Genomic DNA, 17,389 nt, shown 5'->3' with positions numbered 1-17,389 from the left:
GCAGGGCGAGCGGAGGCGATCCGCCGCCGCGTCAATCCACCATCAGCCCGTGCCGAATGGCATAGGCGGCAAGCTCGGCGTTGCTCGACACCTCCAGCTTCTCGAGCAGGCGGGCGCGGTAGGTACTGATGGTCTTGACACTCAGGTGCAGGGCTTCGCCGATATCCGACACCGATTCCCCGCGGGCGAGCCGCAGGAAGACCTGCAGCTCGCGGTCGGAAAGCTTTTCGTGGGGCGCAATCGCGCCGCCTCCGGTGAGCTCTTCGGCCAGCAGTTGAGCGGTACGCGGCGACAGATAGCGCCGTCCCTGCGCCACCGTATGAATGGCAGAGAGCAACTCGTCGCGCGAACAGTCCTTGCACAGGTAACCGTCGGCACCATTTCGGATCATGGCCAGCGCATAACGATCCTCGGGAAACCCGCTCAGCACCAGGATGCGCAGCTTGTCGTAACGCTGACGTGCCGCCCTCAGGACATCCACGCCACTCTGTCCAGGCAGCGACAGATCGAGCAGCAGGACGTCGGTTTCGATCTCACGCAGCTGCTGCATCGCTTCTTCACCGGTAGCCGCCTCGAATGCGACGGTGAATCCGATCTCTTCGGAGAGCAGCTCCCGGAAACCGGCTCTGACGATCTGATGATCATCGACAATGGCAATACGGAGCATGTCAGCCCTTCTGTGAAAACATTGCTGATGTGTCGATGATAGTCCACGCGAACGAAGGGCCGGCAGACTGCGGTCCCGGTAAACATGCAACGGAGTGAAAAAGGCAACGGTGTGCTCAGCGTTTGCGCGCTAGGCCGATTACAAAGCTTGCAATCGCCATCACCAGGAAGACCACGAACAGGATCTGGGCAATGCCTGCTGCACCGGCGGCACTCCCGCCGGAACCGAAAACGGCTGCGATCAACGCGATGACCAGAAAGACAATGGCATTGTTCGGCATGGCTTTTCCCTCGACGAAGATTGGCGGCGGCAAGCCCTGCGAAGGAGACGGGATCCACTATAGGCAGGCCGTCAATGCCACCCCATCGGCATCATCCGAAACGCGCGTCAGACGAATCCCACACCCCCAACTCCGAGCGCCGACTGTAAACCATCGAGATCGAGCGGCTTGGTCAACACCAGATCAAACTCCCCGCCGCAGGTGACATCGCGAATGTCCGCCGCCGAATGGCCGGTGAGCGCGATCAGGCGAATCTGCTCCCCGCCCTCCTGGCACCGCACCCAGCGGGCAAGTTCGTCGCCCCCGATGCCGGGCATCGAGATGTCGAGCATCGCGAGCTCAGGCCGCAGGGCACTGATGACCGAACGCGCCTGGATGCCGTCATAGCAGGTATGCACCTCCAGTCCGAACGAGGCGGCGACCTCGGACAACAGATCGGCGATGTCGCGATTGTCGTCCACGATCACGATCCTTCGCGGTGGGCTCATCTTCTCCACACTCCTTGCTCCTTCCTCGTCCACCGACAGAACTTCCGATCCGCCTCGCGGACCGATGACATGCACCGGGCATGGGCACAATGGCTTCGTCCGTCCCGAATGCAGTACACGCAGCTCTTTTACCGTATTGCGGCCGCGTGCATTACGTCATTTGACATAGGCCGGGCGCGCCCTTGCACCGGATCCCCGGGGCAGCACCAACACCGGCGTCGTCCTACAGCACGATCGGGAAGCGCCGACAGTCGTGCCGGCACCCTCGTTCGTACAATGAAACCGGTTCCTGTGCTCCGGTGCGCCGGCTACCCGGGCAGCCGGAAAACATCACGGGCAGCGGGGAAGCCGGCCCCGACCGACGCTGTCCGCCCATGTGAGGCGCAAATCATGGAAACCGCCTGTGTCGACTGCTTGCTGCGAAAGCTGCCGTGTTTCGAGCGTTACACGGACGACAAGGTCGCCTTCATTCAGGCCATGAAGCTCGGCGAGCTTCATGTCGGCAGCGGTGGCACCATCATTCACGAAGGCGCCTCGGGCGGACATCTTTACTCTCTGCTACGGGGATGGGCATTCCGCTTCAAGACCCTCAGCGATGGCCGGCGCCAGATTCTGAATTTCCTGCTCCCGGGCGATTTCCTCGGGCTCCAGCAGAAGATGAGCACCGAATCGCCCCACGGCATCGAAGCATTGACCGAGGTTGCCCTGTGTGTATTTTCCCGCGATGCGGTATGGAAGATCCATCGCCACCATCCCGAAGTCGGCTACGACATCACCTGGCTCGCTGCGCATGAAGAGGCGCTGGTCGATGAGACCCTGCTGTCGGTCGGTCGCCGCAGCGCCGCGGAGCGCATTGCGATGCTGCTGCTCCTGCTGCACAAGCGCGCCCGCGCGCTGGGTCTCGGCGCGGCCGACGGCTCGGTGCCGTTTCCCCTGACCCAGCAACACCTGGCCGATGCCCTCGGCCTGTCGCTGGTCCATACCAACAAGACCTTGCGCCGGCTGCAGGCCCTCGGCCTGCATTCGATCGCCAATGAGCGCCTGACACTGCATCGCCCGGATGCGCTCGCCTCCCTCGCCGACTTCTACGCCACCACGGCCAACGCCCCTCGCCCGCTGCTGTGATCCTTGCTGCGCCACCCGCGCCCGTCGTCAGGCGGCACGATCGATCGCATTGAACTCCGCGCCGCAGGCGTGCACCGCGATTCGGGCCCGAATCGACCTCGTGCCGGGGCCACGTAGCCTTCGGCAAACTCAGTCGCAGTCGCGGTCGTGCCAGGCGGCAAACAGCTCCGCCGCCGGCAACGGTCGGTCGTAGAGATAGCCCTGTCCCACATCGCAGCCTTCGGCCCGCAGGAAGTCCGCCTGCTGCGGAAGTTCGATCCCCTCGGCGACGGTCTTCAGACCCAGGCTGCGCGCGAGCGCAATCACCGCGCGGATGATGGCCTCGCCGTTGGGATCGCGCCCGATATCGCGCACGAACGACTGATCGATCTTGAGCCGGTCCAGCGGCAGGCGCTTGAGGTAGGCAAGGCTCGAATAGCCGGTGCCGAAGTCGTCGATCGCGAGCGTCACGCCCAGATTGCGCAAGCCGCCGAGCGCTTCCAGCGCCTGCTCCGGCTGACGCATGATCATCGACTCGGTCACTTCGAGTTCGAGCCGGGCAGGCGACAATCCAATCTCGATCAGGACGCCGGCGGTCAGCGCGATCAGCTTGTCGCGATCGATCTGCTGTGCCGAAAGATTGACCGCCACCTGCGGCACCACCAGCCCGTCCGCCTGCCACGCCACCATCTGACGGCAAGCCTCGCGCAGCACCCAGGCACCGATCTCGCCAATGATGCCGATCTCCTCGGCCAGCGGAATGAAGCGGGCCGGCGACACCAGGCCCAGCTCGGGATGCTGCCAGCGCACCAGCGCCTCGACCCCGGCCAGCCCGCCACCGCCGAGACCGATCTGCGGCTGGTAATGGAGCACCAGTTCGTTGCGCGTGACCGCCCCGCGCAGGGCGTTTTCCATCAGCAGACGTTCGAACGCACCCGCGGTCAGCGTGGGGGCGAAGAACTGGTAGTTGTTGCGCCCCTGCGATTTGGCCTCGTACATCGCGAGGTCGGCGTGCTTGAGCAAGGTGTCGGCGTCGTCCCCATCCTCCGGATAGAGGGCAACGCCGATACTGGCGGTGACGGTCAGATCGCGTCCGCCAATGTGCTGCGGCAAGGAGAAAACCTCGAGCAACTTGCGCGCGACGATCGCCGCCTGGTGCGCCTCCGCGTCGTCCTCGAGCAGGAGCACGAACTCGTCGCCTCCCAGCCGGGCGAGGGTGTCGCTGGCACGGATCGCCGCCCCGATACGCCGTCCGACCTCCACCAGCAACTCGTCACCGACCGGATGACCGAGGGTATCGTTGACGCTCTTGAAACGGTCGAGATCGAAGTACAGCAAGGCCAGCGGCGCCTTGTCGCGCGCGGCGCGCTGGAGCGCATGGCCGAGGCGGTCGCGGAACAATACCCGGTTCGGCAACTCGGTGAGCGGATCGTGATAGGCGAGAAAATCGATCTTCTCCTGTGCGCTCTTGACCGTGGTGATATCGCTGAACACGGCGACATAATGCGTTACCCGACCGTCCGCATCCTTCACCGCGCTGATGGTGAGCCACTCGGGATACAGTTCGCCGTTCTTGCGCCGGTTCCACAATTCGCCCTGCCATTGCCCGGCCAGCTTCACCTTGAGCCACAAGTCGCGATAGAACTCGGGGCCGTGGCGCCCCGACTGCAGGATGCGGGGATTCTTGCCGATCACTTCCGCCTTGCTGTATCCGGTGATGGTCTCGAACGCCGGGTTAACGGTCAGGATGTTGCCGTCTGCATCGGTAACCGCCACCCCTTCGAGGGTGCAGTGGAATACCCGGTCGGCAAAGCGCAGCTCCTCCTCGGTCTTCCGGTGTTCCGTGATGTCGCGCGCGAACCCCACCGTTCCCTGCAGCAGCCCGTCCTCACCGGCGACTGCCGCCTTGAAGGTGGAAAACCAGCGCCGCACGCCGCCGACCGCAACGTACTCCTCGATCGACTTGCTGGCACCGCTCGCCATCACCTCGCGGTCGTCGGCCCGATACTGCTCGGCCAGATCCTGCGGCCACACATCGAAATCGGTCTTGCCCTTGAGCACCTCGGTCGATTGGCCACAGGCGGTGGCAAACACCTGGTTTACCGCCAGATAGCGGGAGTCCTTGTCCTTGAGCCAGACCATGAACGGAAAATTGTCGAGCAGCGCCTGCTGGTAGCGCAGGCGCTGTTCCAGGCTGGTGTTGAGTTCGCGAATCCGCGCTTCGGCCTCGCGCTGGTCCTCGAGCACGCTGAGCAGCACCCGGCGGGCGTGCTCGGCCTCGGCCAGCAGCCGCGCCATGTCGTCCTTCGCCCGGCGCGCAACGAACTCGGCCTCGCGGCGCTCGCTCACGTCCAGACATGTACCGACGACTGCCGGCCGCCCCTGGTAGTACGCGTTGCGGCCATGAATCTCGACTTGCACACGGCTGCCATCGCGCCGCACCCCGGTGAAGACGTAGCGGAGATCGGGCACGTCATCCCCGATGCGACACCGGATGTTCTCGGCGACCCGCCGGCGATCCTCGGGGCTGACCAAATCCCTCACCGCAACCTGATCGATCAGGGCCGCCGGGGAGCGGTAGCCAAACATTTCGGCGAAGCCGGAATTCACATACCGGAAGCGGTCGTCCTGGATGACGTAGATGCCCACCATCGACTGCTCGACCACGGCACCGAACAGCAACGCCCGTTCATCCATATTCATCGTGTCAGTCCCCGTGGTCCGGTTCGGGCGGTGAAGCGCAGGCGTACCGCGCCGGCTCGCCCAGTCTGGCAAGCAGGGCGTTGACCTCCTCCTTCAGTTCCAGCACCCGGGTCTCGCGCCCCAGCGTAGCCTCGTACCAGCGACGCAGTTCGGCGACCCCGGTCGAGCGTCGGGCCGCTTCCTGATGGCGCTCGATCGCAATCGCCATCAGGTGGCTGACACTCGCGATCTGACTGCGCTCCAACTCGGAAGCCGAACGTGGGGTCCGGTAATAGGCGGCAAAGGTTCCGAGGACGCCGCCGTCGGAGGCGAACAGCGGTGTCGACCAGCATGCGCGCAGCTCATGGGCAAGCGCCACCGCAGCGAAGTCTGCCCATAAGGGGTGGCTGGCGATGTCACTGACGAAAACCGCCTGGCGGGAATACGCCGCGGTGCCGCAGGAGCCCACCCGCGGGCCGATGGCAACGCCTTCGATCGCCCGGCAATAGGCCTCCGGCAGACTCGGCGCCACGCAATGGTGCAGATGCGCCCCCGCGTCGTCGAGCAGCAGGATGGAGCACAGCATCTCCGGATGCTGCAACTCGAGTTCGGCGACCACATGCCGGAGCGTCTGCTCCAGTGGTGCCCCGCGCGCGATCAGATCGAGGGCTCCATTGGCCAGTTCGAGCATCACCTGCGCGCGCTTGGTTTCGGTGATATCGCGTGCCACGCCGAGCACGCCGATCAGTGTACCGTCGGCATCGAACATCGGCGCCTTGTGGGTCTCCAGCAGCTCGCGATGGCCGTCGGCAAATGTCACCCAGTCGGCGTGGCGCCGGGGCTGGCCGGCTTCGAGAACCTGGCGATCCTGGGTGCGGATGGATTCGGCCAGATCCGCGGGCAACAGCTCGTAGTCGCTGCGGTCGATGATGTCCCCGGGCGGAAGACCGAACACGGCTTCGAATCGCGGGTTGCACGCAAGGATCAAACCCTCGGGACTTTTGAGGAACACCAGATCCGGTATGCTGCGCAGCAGCGCCGCCAGCAGAACTTCGTTGGTCATCTTGGTCGGTCCGTGGAATACCCAGTCTTCAGCATGCTCCGCCCATACGGCAATCCCGCAGGCGGAAAAGGGCCGCCCGATAAAATGATGGCGGCAACCCGTGGCGGCCCGTGACTCCGCCCGCTCCCATCCGGATATCATGCAGGATGCCGGCACAGGGCACCGTGCAATGTGCCGCACTCTGCAGCCACCGACGGCTCTCGCGGCGCCTGAACATGGTGCGGCAATCGTTGTCGCGAAACAAGGCGGACAAGGCCTTGCGATATCGCTGCTCCACAGTGCACCCGAACCTGCACCTGCAGTATGAGCGCGGCGGGTACCATCGGCTACAATCGCCCGAAACCTGCGGAACCTACAATGATCGGAATCTTCCTCATTACCCATGGCACCCTGGGCGAAGCACTCATCCAGTGCGCATGCCATGTGCTCAACAAGCGCCCGTCGCAGATCGTGCAACTGGGCGTATCCGCGCAGGACGATCCGCTCGACCTGCAGCCAACGGCGCGGCAGATGCTGGCGTGGGCCGACGACGGTCACGGCGTGCTGGTGCTGACCGACATCTACGGCGCCACCCCCTCCAACATCGCCACCAAGCTGCTCCAGCCCGGCCATGTCGAAGGCATCTCCGGCGTCAACCTGCCGATGCTCCTGCGAGTCCTGACCTACCGCGAAAAGGACATGCCCACGCTGATCCAGCGCGCCATCTCGGGCGGCTGCGACGGCGTGATGCAGATGAAATGAACACCCTGCGAAAACACATCACAGACAAGGCGAGCGAGACGTAACATGCCCAGAGCGGACGTGGAAATCATCAACAAACTCGGCCTGCATGCACGGGCCTCGGCCAAGCTCACCCAGTTGGCCAGCAGTTTCGGCGCTGAGGTCTGGCTCGAACGCAACGGCCGCCGAGTCAATGCAAAGAGCATAATGGGAGTCATGATGCTGGCTGCCGCCCGCGGCACCACGATCACGGTGGAAACCGAGGGCGTCGACGCCGACAACGCGCTCGCACGCATTATCGAACTGATCGTCGACCGCTTCGGCGAAGAGGAATAGCTCCATGGCCTTTACCCTGCACGGCCTGCCGGTATCCCAGGGGATTGCGATCGGCCACGTGCATCTGGTGTCGCACGCACTGCTCGAAGTCAACCACTACCACGTCCCGCCCAAACACCTCACCGACGAACTCGGGCGGCTCGGTGACGCGGTGGCCACCGTGCAGGGCGAACTGGTCGGCCTCAAGGCCGCCTCCGGCACCGGGCAGACGCACAGCGAGGTGGGTGCCTTCGTCGACCTGCAGCTGATGATGCTGGCCGATCCGATGCTGATCGACGCCGCCCGCGGCCTGATCGAATCGCGCCGCTGCAACGCCGAGTGGGCGCTGGTGCAGCAGATGGAACTGCTGGTCGAGCAGTTCCGCCAGATCGAGGATCCCTATCTGCGCGAGCGTCAGGCCGACGTGGTGCAGGTCGTCGAACGTCTGGTCAAGGTCCTGCTCGGCCACCCCGGTCATCTGCCGCCCAAGCGTCGCGACGGACTGGGCACCATCGTCGTCGCCCACGATCTGTCGCCGGCCGACACCATCGGCTTCCGCGACCACAACATCGCCGGCTTCGTCACCGACGTCGGCGGCCCCACCAGCCACACCGCGATCGTTGCGCGCAGCCTGTCGATTCCGGCCGTGGTCGGCCTGCACCACATCCGCGATCTGGTCGAAGACAACGAGCTGATCATCATCGACGGCACCCGCGGCGTGGCCATCGTCGGCCCCGACGAGACCGTCGTCCAGGAATACCGCCTGCGCCGCTCCGAGCTCGAACTCGAACGCTCCAAGCTCAACCGGCTCAAGGACACCCGGGCGACCACGCTCGACGGCGAAGACGTCAACCTGCTGGTCAATATCGAAGGCCCCAAGGACATCGGCCAGGCCAGGGCGGTCAACGCCGACGGCGTGGGCCTTTACCGCACCGAATTCCTCTTTCTCGGCCGCGACACCCTGCCCGACGAAGACGAGCAGTACGAGGCCTACCGTGCCGTGCTCAAGGCCATGCCGAGCAAGCCGGTCACCATCCGCACCTTCGACGTCGGCGCCGACAAGGCACTCAACGGCCGCCCCGGCCGGATCGAGGCCAACCCGGCCCTCGGCCTGCGCGCCGTCCGCTATTCGCTCGCCGAGCCGCAGATGTTCATGACCCAGCTGCGCGCCCTGCTCCGCGCCTCGGTGCATGGCAAGCTGCAGATCATGGTGCCGATGCTGGCCCACGCCCACGAGATCGACCAGAGTCTGGCGTTGATCGAGAAGGCGAAGGTCGAGCTGCGCGCGGAGAAGGTCAAGTTCAACGAAAACGTGCCGGTCGGCGGCATGATCGAGGTTCCCGCCGCCGCGCTGGCGCTCGGCATGTTCATCCGCCGCCTGTCCTTCCTGTCGATCGGCACCAACGACCTGATCCAGTACACGCTGGCGATCGACCGTTCCGACGAAGCCGTGGTGCACCTCTACGACCCGCTCCATCCCGCAGTGCTCAAGCTCATCGGCGGCACCATCCAGACCGGTGCGCGCTACGGCCTGCCGGTGTCGGTATGCGGCGAAATGGCCGGCGACCCCGCCTATACCCAGCTCTTCCTCGGCATGGGCCTGCGCAATTTCTCGATGCATCCGGCCCACATCCTCGAGATCAAGCAGCAGGTGTTGCGCTCGGACGTCGGCGAGCTGGCCCCCAAGGTGCAGCGCATCCTCAAGATGGACGAGCAGGCGCGCGTACGCGATGCGGTGGAGCGCCTGTGAGTCCGCTGCCCGCCGTCCGCCACTGCCCCGCCCTGTTCATTGCCGCACCGGCCTCCGGACAAGGCAAGACCACCGTCACCGCAGCGCTTGCCCGACTCCACACCCGGCTCGGCCGCCGGGTCCGCGTATTCAAGTCGGGCCCCGACTTCCTCGATCCGCAGATCCATGCAGTGGCCAGCGGTGCGCCGGTGTACAACGCCGATCTCGGGATGTGCGGCGAGGCCGACATCGCCCACCGCCTGTACGAGGCCGCGGGCGCAGCCGATCTCATCCTGGTCGAAGGCGTCATGGGCCTGTACGACGGCACGCCTTCCGGCGCCGACATTGCCTGCCGCTTCGGTCTGCCGGTGATGGCCGTGATCGATGCGCGCGCCATGGCACAAACCTTCGGCGCCATCGCCCACGGCCTCGCCACCTTCCGCGCCGGACTGCCGTTCGCCGGCGTGCTCGCCAACCATGTCGGCAGCGAGCGCCATGCGGAAATGCTACAGGCCGCACTGCCGGCCGCCATGCACTGGTTCGGCGCGGTGATGCGCGATGCCGATGCGGCCCTGCCCGAGCGTCACCTCGGCCTGATGCAGGCGGTCGAGATCGACGACCTCGACGCCCGCCTCGATCGACTCGCCGACAGCCTGGCACTGACCGGTGCCGCCGATCTTCCCGCGGCGGTGCCGTTTGCGGCGATCGCGGCACCCGCGCTGCCGCCGCTGCTCGCCGGAACCGCAATCGCGATCGCCCGCGATGCCGCCTATGGCTTCATCTATCCGGCCAACGTGGACACGCTGCGCGCGCTCGGCGCCACGCTGACCTTCTTCTCGCCGTTGGCCGGTGATGCGCTCCCCGAGTGCGATGCGCTGTGGCTGCCGGGCGGCTATCCCGAACTGCACGGCGAACGCCTCGCCGCCAACCGCGGCTTCTGGCATGCCCTGCGCGCGCATGTCGATGCGGGCAAGCCGGCACTGGCCGAGTGTGGGGGGATGATGAGCCTGCTCGACACCGTGGTGGACAAAACCGGCGCCGCACACCCCTTCGGTGGCCTGCTGCCCGGTTGCGCAGTGATGCAGCGGCGCCTGGCCGCGCTCGGCATGCAGGTGGCCGAACTGCCCGAAGGCCGACTCACCGGCCACACCTTCCACTACTCGAAAACCGACACCCCCCTCGTCCCCCTGGTCCACGCGCAGACCCCGGACGGCCGCACGGGCGAAGCGATCTATCGCCGGCAGCGGCTCACCGCCTCGTATGTGCATTTTTACTTTCCGTCGGACCCGGTGGCGGTCGGCCGTCTGTTCGGGAGCGTTGCCGCATGAAGCTGGCGCGACTCTATCAGCCACGCAACCCCGCGTTCTGGCTGATGATCGTGCTCAACCTGCTGTCCACGGTGCTGGCCTGGATCGCGCGCAGCTACGAGTTGCTGCCGCTGGCCGCCGTGGCCGTGACCGGGCTGGCAGTGGCCAACGCGGTGATCGGTATCCGGCTCGCGCTGCAGCTGATGCGCGCGGCGCCTCCCGATACCGCACACGGGGCCGGGCGGCGTTGAGCGCCAGCCCCCCGGGCCGATCCATGTCCGCAGCCCTTCCCTCTGCCGACGCCGATGCCGCCGCCCGCCCCGACCGGGTCGCGGGCTGGCTTCCGCTGCTCCTGCTGTTCTGCCTGATGCTGCCGGTGACCGCGATGGTGCCGGTGCTGCCGGCGCTCACCAGCGGGCGCTTTGCCGGGCTCGGACAGTTCGAGAGCCACCTGTTCATGTCGATCAACATGTTCGGCGCGCTGCTCGGTGCCCCGGTGGCCGGGCTGCTGTCGGACCGCATCGGTCGCCGCAAGGCGCTCGCCGTCGGCGCGCTTGCCGCCAACGGGCTGTTCCTGCTCGCGCTCGGCTTGGTGGACTCCTACCCGCTGGCGCTCGGCTTGCGCATGCTCGAAGGCTTTGCCCACATGTCCGCACTGTCGCTGCTGATGACGCTGGGCGCAGAACATGCCGCCGAAGGCCGGCTCGGTGCCCGGATGGGTGCGGTCGGCGCCGCGATCAGCTTGGGGGTGGCTGCCGGGGCGCCCCTCGGTGGCTGGCTGGGCGGGCACGATGCGCTGTGGGTGCCGCTCGGCGGCGGCGCGCTGTCCCTGTGCCTGGCGCTGTTGGCCCTGGTGGGCGTGCGCGAATCCACCCTGGTGCGCCGGCGCCTGCCTGCGGTCGAGGTCCTGCGTGCCTTGCGCGGTCACCGCGAACTGCTGGTGCCGATGGCATTTTCCTTCGTCGACCGCCTGACCGTCGGCTTCATCGTGTCCACGGTGGTGCTCTATCTCGGCGCCGTGCTCGGCTTCGATGCGCCGGCCATCGGCGCGGCGATGGCGGCTTTCCTGATTCCGTTCTCGCTGTTGACCTGGCCGGCCGGCCATCTCTGCCACCGCTTCGATCCGCTGCGCATGATGATCGCCGGCAGCGTGCTCTACGGGGTCTTTCTCGGTGCGCTCGGCTTCGTACCCGAACGCTGGATCATCGCTGCGATGGCCGCGGGCGGCGTCATCGCCGCGCTGATGTATGCGCCCTCTCTGGTGCTGGTCGCCAGGTACGCCGGCGCCGACTGTCGCGCGAGTGCGGTGGCGGCGTTCAATATGGCCGGTTCGCTGGGCTTCGCCTGCGGACCACTGCTCAGCAGCGCGTTGCTCGCGCTCTACCAGTCGTTCCTGGATGCACCCTATGCGGCCGTGTTCGTCTCCGTGGGTGCGATCGAGGTCGGACTCGCGCTCGGCGTCTACGTGCTGCTGCACGGCAAACCGGCCGTGGCCAGGGGCTGAGCGCTTCCTATGGCTTGCGTTGCATCAGGCGCCCGACGACGCCCTCGGCCTCGAGACTGTCGAGCGCTGCGCGGGTACGGGCCACGACGACGTCCGCCGTCGACCGGCTGTAGGCCATGAACAGGCCGGCGGACAGCGCATCCAGGGTCAGGACCCGCTCCAGCACCGCGAAATCGATCCCGGCCTCGGCACAGAACAGCACCGCGTCGCGCTCCGGCATCGGCACGAGCTGGACCTGTTGATTCAGCAGCTTGCTGAAGTTGTCGGCGTTCTGCGCGGACACCACCAGCTTGGTGAATCCCTGCGCCATCAGATACTGCTGGCGTACATCGTCGCGCAGCACACCGACGCTATAGCGCTTGGCGGCCTGCAGGTCGCGCACCACGATGTCCTCGCGTGCGCGCAGCTTGTAGAGGTGGTATTCGTTACGGGTGAGCTCGCCGACCCATTTGAACAGCGCCTCGCGCTCCGGCGTGCGAGCGATCAGGTAGATCAGCACGTTCGGTTGCTGCAGCGCCATGTCGTACGCCCGCGCCCACGGATACACGGCGATCCGGAAATCGGTCAGGCCGGCACGGTGGAGGGTCGCCTCGACGACCTCGCTCGCCGGCCCGATCACCTTGCCGTCCTGCTGGTAACTGTACGACGTGCTTTCGGTCACCACCGTGATGGTCTGCGACTGGCTGCCGCTGCAGACCAGGGCCAGCACCAGGGCGATCCAGGCGGGCGGGCGTGGCGTCATCGCGATCTCCGTGGGGTCATCAGTCGGCGACCCGGTTGCGGCCCTGCTCTTTTGCGCGGTACAGGGCCTGATCCGCGCGCTGCAGCAGTTGGTCGAAACGATCCATCGAGGCCGGCTCGAACTGGGCCACGCCGATGCTCAGCGTGACATGGGGCGCCACCGATGAGGCGGCGTGCTCGATCGCGCGGGTGACCAGCGCCACCCGCAGCCGTTCGGCCGCATCGCATGCACGCGCGCCGGAAAGGCCGGGCAGGAGGACGACAAACTCTTCACCGCCAACACGCGCCACCAGCTCGCCCGCGCGGCAGAAGGTATTGCGTAGCGTCTCGGCAACCATTTGCAGGCAGCGGTCGCCGAGCGCGTGGCCATAGGTGTCGTTGTAGAGCTTGAAGAAATCGACGTCGCACATCAGCACCGACAGCGGCTGCCCCATACGCAGTGCGCGCCGCAATTCGACATCTTTCAGCTCATCGAAGTGGCGCCGGTTCGCCAGTCCGGTAAGGGGGTCGATGCGTGACAGCTCTTCCAGCCGGGTATTGGCCGCGCGCAGTTCGGAGGTGCGCTCATCGACCAGACCGGCCAGCCGGTCGCGGTGCGCAGCCAGATCGCGCTCGTACTGCCGCTGCCTTTCGAGATAGGCCGACAGCTTGCCTTGCAGGTCGTTCACCCCGGCCTCGAGCAGGCTCAGTTCATCGCGACGCGATGCCGGCCGGTCGATGCGCAAGGTCTGATGGAGGTTATCGGGCGACAGGTCGCCCAGATGGCGCGCGATATGGCGCACGTGCACCGTCACCGAACGGTTGAACATCCACATGATCAGCCCGGCAAGCAGCAGCGACTGGATGATCTGGGTGACGACGATGCTCAGCACCTCGCGCTGCAGCCGCTGCCACAGCAGCCGCTCGTCGCCCTCGAGAGCGAGTTCGCCGACGGTTTCGCTCGCCCCGGCATAGGGTTCGTAGGTGAGAATCCGCTGCAGCGACGGCGCCAGTTGCGAGGTCACATGAGCCGCGCGGCGGTGCTCCAGCACTTCGGCCGCGCGCCCGGGGCGCAGGATACGCAGTTCCACCCGCCCCACCGGGGCCACCTTGGCAACGCTGTCGAGCTGGGTTTGCAGCGTCTCACGATCCATCTCCCAGATCGCCTTGGACAGGGTCCGCTGGAACACCTGGTCGATCAGCTTCAACTCGGCGGTCATCGTCTCCAGATTGCCTTCCCACGCCGACCAGGTGCGGACCGCGACCGTCACCACGGTGAATACGACGCAGAATGCCAAGGTCGCCAGCACCAGCCGGCGTCCGAGCGAGCCGGCCGGCCCGCCCGGAGGCGATATGGCATCTGCGGGGGCGCTCAGCGGGGACGCCGACACGCTATAGCCACTTCTTGGCGATGGCGTCGTAGACACCATTGCCGCGGATCGTCTCCAGCCCCGTGCGGAAGCGCTCGACGACGGCGTCCGGCGTGGTCCGGCTGAACGCCATGTGCAGCCCGTGCTCGCCGTCCAGTTCGGTCAGGCTCAACGCACGCACCACGGCGTCGGCCGGATTGTCACCGGCCTGACGAATCAGGTGCAGGGCATTGAGTTCGATGGAGATCCACAGGTCTACCCGGCCGAGCTTGAATTTCTCGTAGTTGTATTCGTATTTGTTGCTCGACTGCAGGTTCTTGCCGATGGCAAAACCCTTGGACAGCAGGAACTGCTCACCTGCGTCCTCCTTGACGGTCGCAATCTGGTACTGGCGCGCGTCGTCCAGGCTATCGAGCCGGATCTGGCTGCCGGGCCTCGAGAACAGGTACCAGTGCACGGGCGCGATGACGCCCACCCATTTGAACAGGTTCTCACGCTGCGCCGTGCGGGTAATCGAGTAGATCAGCACGTTCTCCGAATTCAGGGCGATGTCGTAGGCACGCGCCCAGGGCAGCGACTGAATGCGCGCCGCCACCCCGACTTCCTTGAACACGGCTTGCACGACCTCGGTGCTCATGCCGGTGATGCGCCCGTCACGGGTCATGTTGTAGGGCGGCAACTCCTCGGTGACGACGCGGATGTCGTCGCTTGCGATCGCCTGCGCCGGCAGGACGGCGAGCATCGCGAGCACCAGGACATGGGCAATCGTGCAGGCAACGCGGAGCGGCTTCATCGGCTTGGCGACCTTCTGGAGTGTAAATATCTGTTACAGCAGCGGTGCACGACGAACATCGCCGCGGTCACCGGTAAAGAGACTACACCGTCCGTTTCGGGACCGATCGGAACAACATCACGCCACCGACTCCGCACCTGGCCGAGGACGCCGGCCACCCGCCCGTCCCTTCCACCACGACGCTTCGCGTCCATCCCCGGGAACCGGACCGGGTCCGCAATACTCCGAAACACGATCGGCCAAACTCCCCCGCCACGCGTGCCAGGCGCAAGAAATCGGTTGCGCCTGGTGACGGCTGTACGGAAGATGACCGATCCAGCCAGGACTTTCGGCGTCGGACCCGACTGGTAGACTGCGTGCAGCCGCCTTCCTAAACTTGGCGCTACCGCCGTCCCCCGGGGCCAGGCCGAACCTGACCGGCATTCCTCGACTATCGTGCTGGAGCATGCTTCATGAACCGTAATCTGCTGTGGGTCCTGCTGACGTTGACAACGACGGTACAGGCCGCGAATCTTTCATCGCCCTCGGTACCGCTGCAACCTCTCATGGCCCACGCGGAGACCGCCGGCGTCAGCGCCAACCTGCTGTCGCGCTTCCACTATCAGGCAGCGTCGCTCGACGACGCCCTGTCGGCAAAGATCTTCGATCGCTACCTCAAGGCGCTCGACCCCGAACGGGTGTTCTTCGCGCAGAGCGATATCGACCAGTTCGGCGCCGCGCGCACGACCCTCGACGACGCCATCCTGAAACAGAACCTCGAGCTTCCGTTCGCGATCTTCGGCCGCTACGAACAGCGTGTCCGCGAGCGCCTTGCGGCGGCGCGCGCTCTGCTCCTCGGCGGCTTCGATTTCGGCCGCACGGAAAGCTATCGTTATCTGCGCACCGACGAGCCCTGGGCCGCATCGGACAAGGAGCTCGACGAACTGTGGCGCAAGCGGGTCAAGAACGACTGGCTGCGGCTGAAGCTTGCCGGCAAGGACGACAAGGCCATCCGCGAGACCCTCGACAAGCGCTACGAGAACATGCAGTCACGTGCGCTGCGCAGCAAGAGCGAAGACGTCTTCCAGCTGTTCATGAACGCCTATGCAAGCTCGATCGAACCGCACACCAACTATCTCGGACCACGTGCCTCGGCAGACTTCGCGATCTCGATGAAGCTGTCCCTGGTGGGCATCGGCGCGGTGCTGCAGGAGCGCGAGGACTATGTCACCATCCGCGAACTAGTGGTCGGTGGCCCGGCGGCCAGATCGGAGCAGCTCGCCATTGGCGACCGCATCGTCGCGGTGGCGCAGGGCGAGGACGAGCAGCCGGCGGACGTGCTGGGCTGGCGGGTGGACGACGTGGTCGGCCTGATTCGCGGCACCAAGGGCAGCACCGTCGTGCTCGATGTTCTTCCGGCAGATGTCGGGCCGGACGGCAAGCACAAGCGCATCAGCCTGGTGCGCGACACGATCAACCTCGAAAAGCAGGCAGCCAGCAAGTCGATCATCCACACCGGCGCCGGACAGGCCGCGCAACGGGTCGGCGTGATCACCCTGCCGACCTTCTATCAGGACGCCGGCGCGCGCAACAAGAGCGATGGCAGTTTCCGCAGCGCCACGCGCGACGTGGCCAGGCTGTTGGGCGAGTTGAACGCAGAAAAGGTCGATGCGGTGCTGATCGACCTGCGCAACAACGGCGGCGGCTCGCTCGACGAGGCCATCAAGCTTACCGGGCTGTTCATCGACACCGGCCCCGTGGTCCAGCAGCGCAACGCGCAAGGCCAGATCCGCATCGAGCACGACGTCGACGCCGGAGTGGCGTGGGACGGCCCGCTCGGCGTCCTGATCAACCGCGCGTCGGCTTCGGCCTCCGAGATCTTCGCAGGCGCGATTCAGGACTACGGCCGCGGCGTGATCATCGGCGATCAGAGTTTCGGCAAGGGCACCGTGCAGACCCTGCTCAACCTCGACCAGATCGTAAAAAGCGAGAAACCGGAGTACGGCGAACTGAAGATGACGATCGCACAGTTCTATCGCGTCACCGGCGACAGCACGCAGCTGCGCGGCGTCGCGCCCGATATCGCGCTGCCCTCGCCGATGGATGCCGAGCGTTTCGGTGAGTCCGGCTTCGACAACGCGCTGCCGTGGACGCAAGTCGCCCCGGCCCCGTTCAGAGCGGCCGGAAGCACATCCGAACTGCTGCCGATACTGCAGTTGCGCCACGCGTCCCGGGTTGCCGACGATGCCGAGTACCGCTATCTGGTGGAGGACATTGCCGAACTGAACGTGATGCGCCAGCGGCGCGAGATTTCGCTGAACGAAGCCGAACGACGCCAAGAACGCGCCACCCAGGAGGCGCGACTCAAGGCACGCGCACTGGCGCGCAGCGGCGAAGCCCTCGCCCCCCCGATCGCGGAACTGCGCGACGACGGCCTGCTGGCCGGGGAGCGCAGCCTGCAGGCCGAGCTCGCCGCCGAACAGTCGCGCAAAGCGGCCAGGGACGTCCTGCTCGACGAAGCCGCACACATCGTGAGCGACATGGCCGATCTGCTGAAGACGGACAGCGGCCTCGCGGCGCGGGTGCTGCCGCGGCCGGGGATGCCCGTCAACTAGGGTCGGGGGCGCCGATCGGGCGTGCTCCGGTGGAGGACGGCCCGCGCCAATGA

At 66.0% G+C, this 17,389-nt stretch carries 16 protein-coding genes; 8 read left to right on the top strand and 8 right to left on the bottom strand.

The annotated features are described in order from the left end of the window. Positions 1–31: 31 nt before the first annotated feature. The 3 genes from AC3A35_RS00660 to AC3A35_RS00650 form a co-directional block, all read right to left on the bottom strand. Positions 32–667 (bottom strand): response regulator, encoded by a 636-nt coding sequence (locus AC3A35_RS00660; protein WP_487433871.1) that lies wholly within the window; start codon positions 665–667, stop codon positions 32–34. 115 nt (positions 668–782) lie between these two features. After that, positions 783–947 (bottom strand): DUF1328 domain-containing protein, encoded by a 165-nt coding sequence (locus AC3A35_RS00655; protein ID WP_487433870.1) that lies wholly within the window; start codon positions 945–947, stop codon positions 783–785. A gap of 107 nt (positions 948–1,054) precedes the next feature. Then, positions 1,055–1,408, bottom strand: a complete 354-nt coding sequence (locus tag AC3A35_RS00650) for a response regulator (protein WP_487433869.1) — start codon at positions 1,406–1,408, stop codon at positions 1,055–1,057. A gap of 417 nt (positions 1,409–1,825) precedes the next feature. On the opposite strand from AC3A35_RS00650, the gene AC3A35_RS00645 reads away from it, so the two are divergent. Next, positions 1,826–2,560: a Crp/Fnr family transcriptional regulator gene (locus tag AC3A35_RS00645; protein WP_487433868.1), complete on the top strand. Its 735-nt coding sequence runs from the start codon at positions 1,826–1,828 to the stop codon at positions 2,558–2,560. Between the two features lie 129 nt (positions 2,561–2,689). Here AC3A35_RS00645 and AC3A35_RS00640 read toward each other — a convergent pair whose 3' ends face one another. Then, positions 2,690–5,242 (bottom strand): sensor domain-containing protein, encoded by a 2,553-nt coding sequence (locus AC3A35_RS00640; RefSeq protein WP_487433867.1) that lies wholly within the window; start codon positions 5,240–5,242, stop codon positions 2,690–2,692. A gap of 4 nt (positions 5,243–5,246) precedes the next feature. Then, positions 5,247–6,284 (bottom strand): PAS domain-containing protein, encoded by a 1,038-nt coding sequence (locus AC3A35_RS00635; RefSeq protein ID WP_487433866.1) that lies wholly within the window; start codon positions 6,282–6,284, stop codon positions 5,247–5,249. A gap of 357 nt (positions 6,285–6,641) precedes the next feature. Here AC3A35_RS00635 and AC3A35_RS00630 point away from each other — a divergent pair, with 357 nt between their 5' ends. The 6 genes from AC3A35_RS00630 to AC3A35_RS00605 are packed head-to-tail and all read left to right on the top strand — an operon-like array spanning position 6,642 to position 11,859. Beyond that, positions 6,642–7,025 (top strand): PTS sugar transporter subunit IIA, encoded by a 384-nt coding sequence (locus AC3A35_RS00630; RefSeq protein WP_487433864.1) that lies wholly within the window; start codon positions 6,642–6,644, stop codon positions 7,023–7,025. Positions 7,026–7,070: 45 nt separating this feature from the next. Then, complete coding sequence (locus AC3A35_RS00625; protein WP_487433863.1) at positions 7,071–7,340, top strand: HPr family phosphocarrier protein; 270 nt, start codon at positions 7,071–7,073, stop codon at positions 7,338–7,340. A 4-nt stretch (positions 7,341–7,344) separates the two neighbouring features. Further along, positions 7,345–9,069 (top strand): phosphoenolpyruvate--protein phosphotransferase, encoded by a 1,725-nt coding sequence (ptsP, locus tag AC3A35_RS00620; protein ID WP_487433862.1) that lies wholly within the window; start codon positions 7,345–7,347, stop codon positions 9,067–9,069. A 5-nt stretch (positions 9,070–9,074) separates the two neighbouring features. Further along, positions 9,075–10,376: a cobyrinic acid a,c-diamide synthase CobB gene (locus AC3A35_RS00615; protein ID WP_487434692.1), complete on the top strand. Its 1,302-nt coding sequence runs from the start codon at positions 9,075–9,077 to the stop codon at positions 10,374–10,376. Next, on the top strand, positions 10,373–10,606 hold the full coding sequence (locus tag AC3A35_RS00610; RefSeq protein WP_487433861.1) for a hypothetical protein: 234 nt from the start codon (positions 10,373–10,375) through the stop codon (positions 10,604–10,606). Before AC3A35_RS00615 ends, AC3A35_RS00610 begins: the two co-directional genes overlap by 4 nt. 23 nt (positions 10,607–10,629) lie before the next feature. After that, entirely contained in the window at positions 10,630–11,859 is a 1,230-nt protein-coding gene (locus AC3A35_RS00605; protein WP_487433860.1) for an MFS transporter, read from the top strand. A 7-nt stretch (positions 11,860–11,866) separates the two neighbouring features. Here the strand turns inward: AC3A35_RS00605 and AC3A35_RS00600 are convergent, their stop codons facing one another. Genes AC3A35_RS00600 through AC3A35_RS00590 form a run of 3 tightly spaced genes read right to left on the bottom strand, consistent with a single transcriptional unit; the run spans position 11,867 to position 14,742 of the window. Beyond that, positions 11,867–12,601: a substrate-binding periplasmic protein gene (locus AC3A35_RS00600; RefSeq protein ID WP_487433859.1), complete on the bottom strand. Its 735-nt coding sequence runs from the start codon at positions 12,599–12,601 to the stop codon at positions 11,867–11,869. 19 nt (positions 12,602–12,620) lie between these two features. Beyond that, the gene (locus AC3A35_RS00595) at positions 12,621–13,970 is read right to left on the bottom strand and encodes a GGDEF domain-containing protein (RefSeq protein ID WP_487433858.1); all 1,350 of its coding nucleotides are present in this window, start codon (positions 13,968–13,970) and stop codon (positions 12,621–12,623) included. A gap of 1 nt (position 13,971) precedes the next feature. After that, entirely contained in the window at positions 13,972–14,742 is a 771-nt protein-coding gene (locus AC3A35_RS00590; RefSeq protein WP_487433856.1) for a substrate-binding periplasmic protein, read from the bottom strand. A gap of 452 nt (positions 14,743–15,194) precedes the next feature. Here AC3A35_RS00590 and AC3A35_RS00585 point away from each other — a divergent pair, with 452 nt between their 5' ends. Continuing rightward, entirely contained in the window at positions 15,195–17,336 is a 2,142-nt protein-coding gene (locus AC3A35_RS00585) for a carboxy terminal-processing peptidase (RefSeq protein ID WP_487433855.1), read from the top strand. The last annotated feature ends 53 nt before the right edge of the window (positions 17,337–17,389 follow it).

The organism is Azoarcus sp. Soil_N_20, from assembly GCF_057656155.1.
Note: the sequence above shows the minus strand (reverse complement) of the source record. Positions and strands in the feature narration are given on the sequence as shown.